We start from the raw sequence: 5,857 nt of genomic DNA, 5'->3' as shown, positions 1-5,857 counted from the left end.
CGGTGATGGCGCCCGACTTGAAGGCGATGTCGAGGCCGGCGGCAAGGCTGTTGGAAGCCGCTTGCGCGGTGCGCACATTGGCACGCACCGAAACATGCATGCCGATGAAGCCGGCGGCGCCCGACAGAACGGCACCGATCAGGAAGCCTATTGCGGCGGTGATCGACAGCAGCCACCAGGCGAGCACGAGCACGACCACGCCGACGATGGCGATGGTGGTGTACTGGCGCGCCAGGTAGGCCTGCGCGCCTTCGCGAATGGCGGCGGAGATTTCCTGCATGCGCGCGTTGCCCTGATCGGCCGCAAGGACCGAACGTGTCGCCCATATGGCGTAAAGGACAGACAACAAGCCGCAGGCGATGACGGCGGAAATTATGGTCATTGCCGGGTTTTCCTCGATTGTTGGCCCAAAAGAACCCCTCCCTGGGCCGTTGAGACAAAGACGGAATCCCGTGCATGGAATCCCCCTCTTCGCATCGGTGTATGCGAAACAGGGCTGCGAACGTCAAGATATTGTTCGATTTTTGCCCGGCTTTCGCCCAAAAGGTCCAGGCGGGCGAGTGTGGGTGGCGATCGCCCGGCGGTTAGATCGATTGAAATCGATCCCGACCATCGGGCATGGTCAGTCCGCTTCCCTGCCCATGCGCCGCGCCGCGTAGCGCTCGACCGCGGACAGTCCATCATAGATCAGCACGGCAAGCGCCGCGACGATCAGACCGCCCTGCAGGATGAAGGCCAGATTGTTCGACAGCAAGCCGGCGATGATCACTTCGCCGAGCGTCCTGGCGGCCACCGTAGAGCCGATGGTGGCGGTGGCGAGGCTGATCACCACCGACAGCCTGATGCCGCCAAGGATGATCGGCGCGCTGAGCGGCAGTTCGACCTTGGTGAGCCTTTGCCAGCCAGTCATGCCGGCGCCACGCGCCGCCTCGACGACATTGGCCGGCAGCGTCGTCAGCCCGGTCAGCGCGTTCTCGAAGATCGGCAGCAGGCCATAGAGAAACAGCGCGATCAACGTCGGCTTCTCGCCGAAGCCGACGGCCGGCACGGCGAGCGCCAGCACCGCCACCGGCGGAAAGGTCTGGCCGATATTGACCAGGCTGCGCGACAGCGGCAGGAATTCAGCGCCGGCAGGCCGGGTCACCAGGATGGCAAGCGCCACAGCGACGATGGTGGCCGCGACGGTCGCGATCAGCACGGTGCGCAGATGCAGCAGCGTAAGCGTCAGCAGGCTGCCTTGATTGTAGATCGCGGGAGCGTTGTTTTCGGTCAGCGGCTTCAGCAACGGCTCGAACCAACCCGGGCTGGTGATGAAGGCAACGAGCAACACCACCAGTGCAAGCCTGAGCAGCAGAGGCAGCCAGGCTTTCATGCCGGCCTCGCCGCCCGCTTGATCAGGCCATCCACGGTGACGCGACCGAGCGGCTTGCCGTCGGCGCCCTTCACCGGCAGCGCCGGTCTGCCGGACCAGAGAAGTTCCGCGAGCGCGTCACGCTGGCTGGCGTCGCCGGGGATCGCCTCGCCTTCGGCCCCGCCCTGCTCCACGGCGTCGCGCACTCGCCCGAGCGACAGCAGCCTGAATGGCCTTTCGCTGGCGCCAACCAGCGTCTCGACAAAGGCGTTGGCCGGCCTCGCCAGGATCTCCGCCGGCCTTGCATATTGCACGAGCTTGCCGGCATCCATCACCGCGATCCTGTCGCCCATATGCACGGCCTCCTCCATGTCATGGGTGACGAGGATGATGGTGGTGCCGAAGCGCTTCTGGATCGCCAGCAGATCCTCTTGCGCCTTGGTGCGGATGATCGGGTCGAGCGCGCCGAACGGCTCGTCCATCAAAAGCACGTTGGGCTCGGCGGCGAGTGCGCGGGCAACGCCAACGCGCTGCTGCTGACCGCCGGACAGTTCGTGCGGATAGCGCGGCCCGAACTCCTGGGGGTCGAGCTGGTAGAGCGTCATCAGTTCATCCACGCGGGCCTTGATGCGCGCCTTGTCCCAGCCAAGCAGCACCGGCACGGTGGCGATATTCTGCGCCACGGTGCGATGCGGAAACAGGCCGTGGCCCTGGATGGCGTAGCCGATGCTGCGGCGCAGTTCGTAACCGGGCACCGATCGATTGTCGGCGCCGTCGAGCTTGATGACGCCTGACGTCGGTTCGACCAGCCGGTTGATCATACGCAGCAGCGTCGTCTTGCCGGAACCCGAGGTGCCGACAATGACGGCGATGGTGCGCGGCTCGATGACCATTGAAACGTTGTCGACGACCGTCGTCGCGTCATAGCGCTTGGTGATGCCTTCGATCTCGATCATGCCGTTTCTACCCTGCGCTTGGTGGCGGTCATTTCGATCACCGCGTCGAGGATGATGGCGGCGGCAAAGGCGAGCGCGACGGTCGGCACTGCGCCGAGCAGCACCAGGTCCATCGCCGTCTGGCCAACGCCCTGGAACACGAACACGCCAAAACCACCGCCGCCGATCAGCGCGGCGATGGTGGCAAGGCCGATATTCTGCACCAGGACAATGCGGATGCCGGTCAGGATCACCGGAAAGGCCAGCGGAAACTCGACACCGAACAGGCGCTGGCGATCGGTCATGCCCATGCCCCGCGCCGCGTCATTGGCGGCACGCGGCACGCCGGCAAGGCCGACCACGGTGTTGGCCACCACCGGCAGCAGCGAATAGAGAAACAGCGCGACGAAGGCGGGGGCCGTGCCGATGCCCCTGATGCCGAGCGCGGCGGCGCCCGGCACATGGGTTGCGACCCAGCCGAGCGGCGCGATCAGCAGGCCGAACAGCGCGATCGAAGGAATGGTCTGTATGATGTTCAAGACGTTGAGGGCGCCGGCCCGCAGGCTTTCGACGCGGTGGCACAGGATGCCGAGCGGCAGGCCGACGATCACGGCGACAAGCAGAGAGCCGAGCGCCAGGGTCACATGTTTGGAGCCTTCGGCCCAAAAGCTGCCGGCGCGGTTGGAATACTCCTTGAGGATCGAGAGGCTGTCCCAGCGTCCCGAAATCAGCAGCAAGCCGATGGCTAGCGCCGCAACGACAAGCACGCCGACGCGCGCCCAAGGCGACAGGTTGAGCCGGGTCAGCACGTCGGCGAGCAAAAGCGTGAAGGCGAAGATGAGAATCCAGAAGCCGGAGGCCGGCGAGACCCTGGCAAAGGTGTTGCCGGCCGGAGTGAGGTATGTTCCGGCGACGCCGATGAGCAGCGCCAGCGCGACAAGCGCCACGACGCTGGCTGCAAGGCGCAAGATCAGCGGCGTCCTGAGCAGGGCGACAAAACCGGCCAGGACGAGGATCGCCAAAAGCAGCGGACCGGTCGTTGCCGGCAGAGCCTCGAGGATCGAACGTGCCTGACCGGGAACGATGCGGTTGGCGCGGAAGGTGGCGAACGGTGCGAGAAACGCGGCGTAGGCAGCGAGCGCGGCGATGACGACGCCGAGCTTGTCGAAACGGGGGCTCATAAGGCGCCTCGCACTGACGTCACTTATCGACGCGTAGCTACTTCAAAAACCCGTTCTTTTTCAAAAAGTCCTCGGCGACGCCCTTGACCGGCTCGCCGCCCACCTGCACGCGTCCATTGAGCTCCTGCAGGGTGACGAGATCGAGCTTGGCGAAGACCGGCTTCAGCAGCGTCTCGATCTCCGGATGCTCCTTCAGCACGGATTCGCGGATGATCGGCGCCGGCTGGTAGACCGGCTGCACGCCCTTGTCGTCGGTCAACACGACGAGGCCCGATGGTCCGATGCCGCCATCGGTGCCGTAGACCATGGCGGCATTGGCGCCGCTGGTCTGGTTGGCGGCCGCCGCGATGGTCGCGGCCGTATCGCCACCCGAGAGGGTGATCAGCTGGTCAGGCTTCAGCGTGAAGCCATAGGTGGTCTGGAAGGCTGGAAGGGCCGCCGCCGAATTGACGAACTCGGCGGAGGCCGCCAGCACCACCTTGCCGCCGCCGGCGACATATTTGCCGAAGTCCGAGAGCGTGACGAGCTTGTTCTCGTCGGTCACTTCCTTGCGCAGGGCGATCGCCCAGGTGTTGTTGGCCGGCGCCGGCGACAGCCAGACGATCTTGTTGGCGTCGTAGTCGAGCTTCTTGGCCGTCTCATAGGCCTTGGCGGCATCCTTCCACGCGGGATCATCGGCCTTCTCGAAGAAGAAGGCGGCATTGCCGGTGTATTCGGGATAGATGTCGATCTCGCCGGCGGTGATCGCCTTGCGCACCACCGGCGTGCCGCCCAGCTGGATGCGATCCGTGGTCTTGATGTTGTTGGCGTTGAAAACGAGCTGGATAATGTTGCCAAGCACGCCACCCTCGGTGTCGATCTTCGAGGAGACGACGACCTGAGCGCTCGCGGAAGCCGCCGTGATGGCGAGCGCGATGGCCGCGCTGGCCAGAACCTTGACTGAGAACATGGTGAAAATCCCTTGCTGTGAACCGGAATGCGGTGGCCGCATATGAGCATGGCTTCAACGGCCAGTCGGGGCACACGGTTTCATAAGAAGGGGGATCGGCGCAATATTTTTGTTCCGGACGCGCCGATGTCGGCCCGGCGGCGACAGCGGGCTGGCGGTCGGCCGCCATCCGGTGGATAATGCCGCGGGGGTGCGGGGGCAAACACGGAGAGCGTGTCATGGCCATACACAAGGTCGGTTATCTCATCGGCAGCCTTGCCCGGGAATCCATCAACCGCAAGCTCGCGAAGGCTCTCGTTCAACTTGCCCCTCCCGAGCTCGAAATGACGGAAATCGGCTTCAAGGATCTGCCGCTCTACAGTTACGACTACGACGCCAATTTCCCACCCGCCGCCCAGGCTTTCAAAAAGGCGATCGCCTCGGTCCAGGCCGTGCTGTTCGTCACCCCGGAGTACAACCGCTCGATCCCTGGCGGACTGAAGAACGCAATCGACTGGGCCAGTCGCCCCTACGGCAAGAATTCATTCGCGCGCAAACCGTCCGCCGTCATCGGAACATCGCCGGGTGCCATCGCGACCGCTGTCGCGCAACAAAGCCTGCGCAGCGTTTTGAGTTTCTGCAACTCGCCGCAGATGAATGCGCCCGAAGCCTATATCCAGTTCACGCCTGGGCTGATCACGGATGAGGGCGAGGTGACGGTTGAATCCACCGAGGACTTCCTGCGCAACTATATGGCTGAGTTCCACATGTTCATTGCGCGGGTGCTTCAGGTTTTGCCGCCGGACGCATAGCTGTCAGCCGGCCGTAAGCTCTTCATCTTCAGCGCGCCGAGTGCCACGAAGCAAAGCGCGGCGACCGGAAAGATCATCCAGTTGAGCATCGTCCAGCCCCAGGCGTTGTAGACCATACCCGACATCAGCGACGCGCAGGCGACTGAGCCGAACAGGACAAAGTCGTGGAAGCCCTGCACCTTGCCCTTTTCGGAAGGGTGGTAGCTGGCCGCCACCATGGCGGTGGCGCCGATGAAGGCGAAATTCCAGCCGAGGCCGAGCAGGATCAGCGCTGTCCAGAATTGCCACAGCGCCAGGCCCGACAAGGCAACGACGGCACAGCCGATCAGCAACAGCAGGCCGATGGCGACAATGCGCTCGGCGCCGAAGCGATGGATCAGCGAGCCGGTGAAGAAGCTGGGCCCGAACATCGCCATGACGTGCCAGGAGATGCCCAGCGTCGCATCGTCCTCGGACAGGCCACAGCCAACCATGGCGAGCGGCGCGCCGGTCATGACGAAACTCATCAGCGCGTAGCTGCCGACCGCGCAGAAGAGCGCCGCGACGAAACGCGGCTTTGTGACGATTTCGGAAAGGGGTCTGGCATCGCCGTCGGCAACGTCCACCTTGCTCGCGGTCTTTGCCGGCAAGCGCAGGAACGACAGGATGAT

Annotated in this window: 7 protein-coding genes; 1 reads left to right on the top strand and 6 read right to left on the bottom strand. The window is 64.3% G+C overall.

Features of this window, described 5'->3' with window-relative positions:
- The 5 genes from EOA36_RS25060 to EOA36_RS25040 form a co-directional block, all read right to left on the bottom strand.
- A partial coding sequence (locus EOA36_RS25060; protein WP_189553338.1) for a sodium/proton-translocating pyrophosphatase occupies positions 1–382 on the bottom strand: 382 nt, incomplete at its 3' end.
- Positions 383–622: 240 nt separating this feature from the next.
- Complete coding sequence (locus EOA36_RS25055) at positions 623–1,372, bottom strand: ABC transporter permease (RefSeq protein WP_127279858.1); 750 nt, start codon at positions 1,370–1,372, stop codon at positions 623–625.
- Positions 1,369–2,307: an ABC transporter ATP-binding protein gene (locus tag EOA36_RS25050; RefSeq protein WP_127279857.1), complete on the bottom strand. Its 939-nt coding sequence runs from the start codon at positions 2,305–2,307 to the stop codon at positions 1,369–1,371. The genes EOA36_RS25055 and EOA36_RS25050 overlap by 4 nt, the downstream gene beginning before the upstream one ends.
- Positions 2,304–3,467 (bottom strand): ABC transporter permease, encoded by a 1,164-nt coding sequence (locus EOA36_RS25045; protein ID WP_127279856.1) that lies wholly within the window; start codon positions 3,465–3,467, stop codon positions 2,304–2,306. Before EOA36_RS25045 ends, EOA36_RS25050 begins: the two co-directional genes overlap by 4 nt.
- A gap of 37 nt (positions 3,468–3,504) precedes the next feature.
- Complete coding sequence (locus tag EOA36_RS25040) at positions 3,505–4,416, bottom strand: ABC transporter substrate-binding protein (protein ID WP_127279855.1); 912 nt, start codon at positions 4,414–4,416, stop codon at positions 3,505–3,507.
- A 218-nt stretch (positions 4,417–4,634) separates the two neighbouring features.
- Here EOA36_RS25040 and EOA36_RS25035 point away from each other — a divergent pair, with 218 nt between their 5' ends.
- On the top strand, positions 4,635–5,207 hold the full coding sequence (locus tag EOA36_RS25035) for an NADPH-dependent FMN reductase (RefSeq protein WP_127279854.1): 573 nt from the start codon (positions 4,635–4,637) through the stop codon (positions 5,205–5,207).
- On the opposite strand, the gene EOA36_RS25030 is transcribed toward EOA36_RS25035, so the two are convergent.
- The coding region (locus tag EOA36_RS25030) for an MFS transporter (protein WP_145969297.1) at positions 5,183–5,857 on the bottom strand (675 nt) is incomplete at its 5' end. The genes EOA36_RS25035 and EOA36_RS25030 overlap by 25 nt on opposite strands.

This window comes from Mesorhizobium sp. M8A.F.Ca.ET.021.01.1.1 (genome assembly GCF_003998025.1).
Classification (GTDB): Bacteria; Pseudomonadota; Alphaproteobacteria; order Rhizobiales; family Rhizobiaceae; genus Mesorhizobium.
This window is presented reverse-complemented; position numbering and strand designations above follow the sequence as displayed.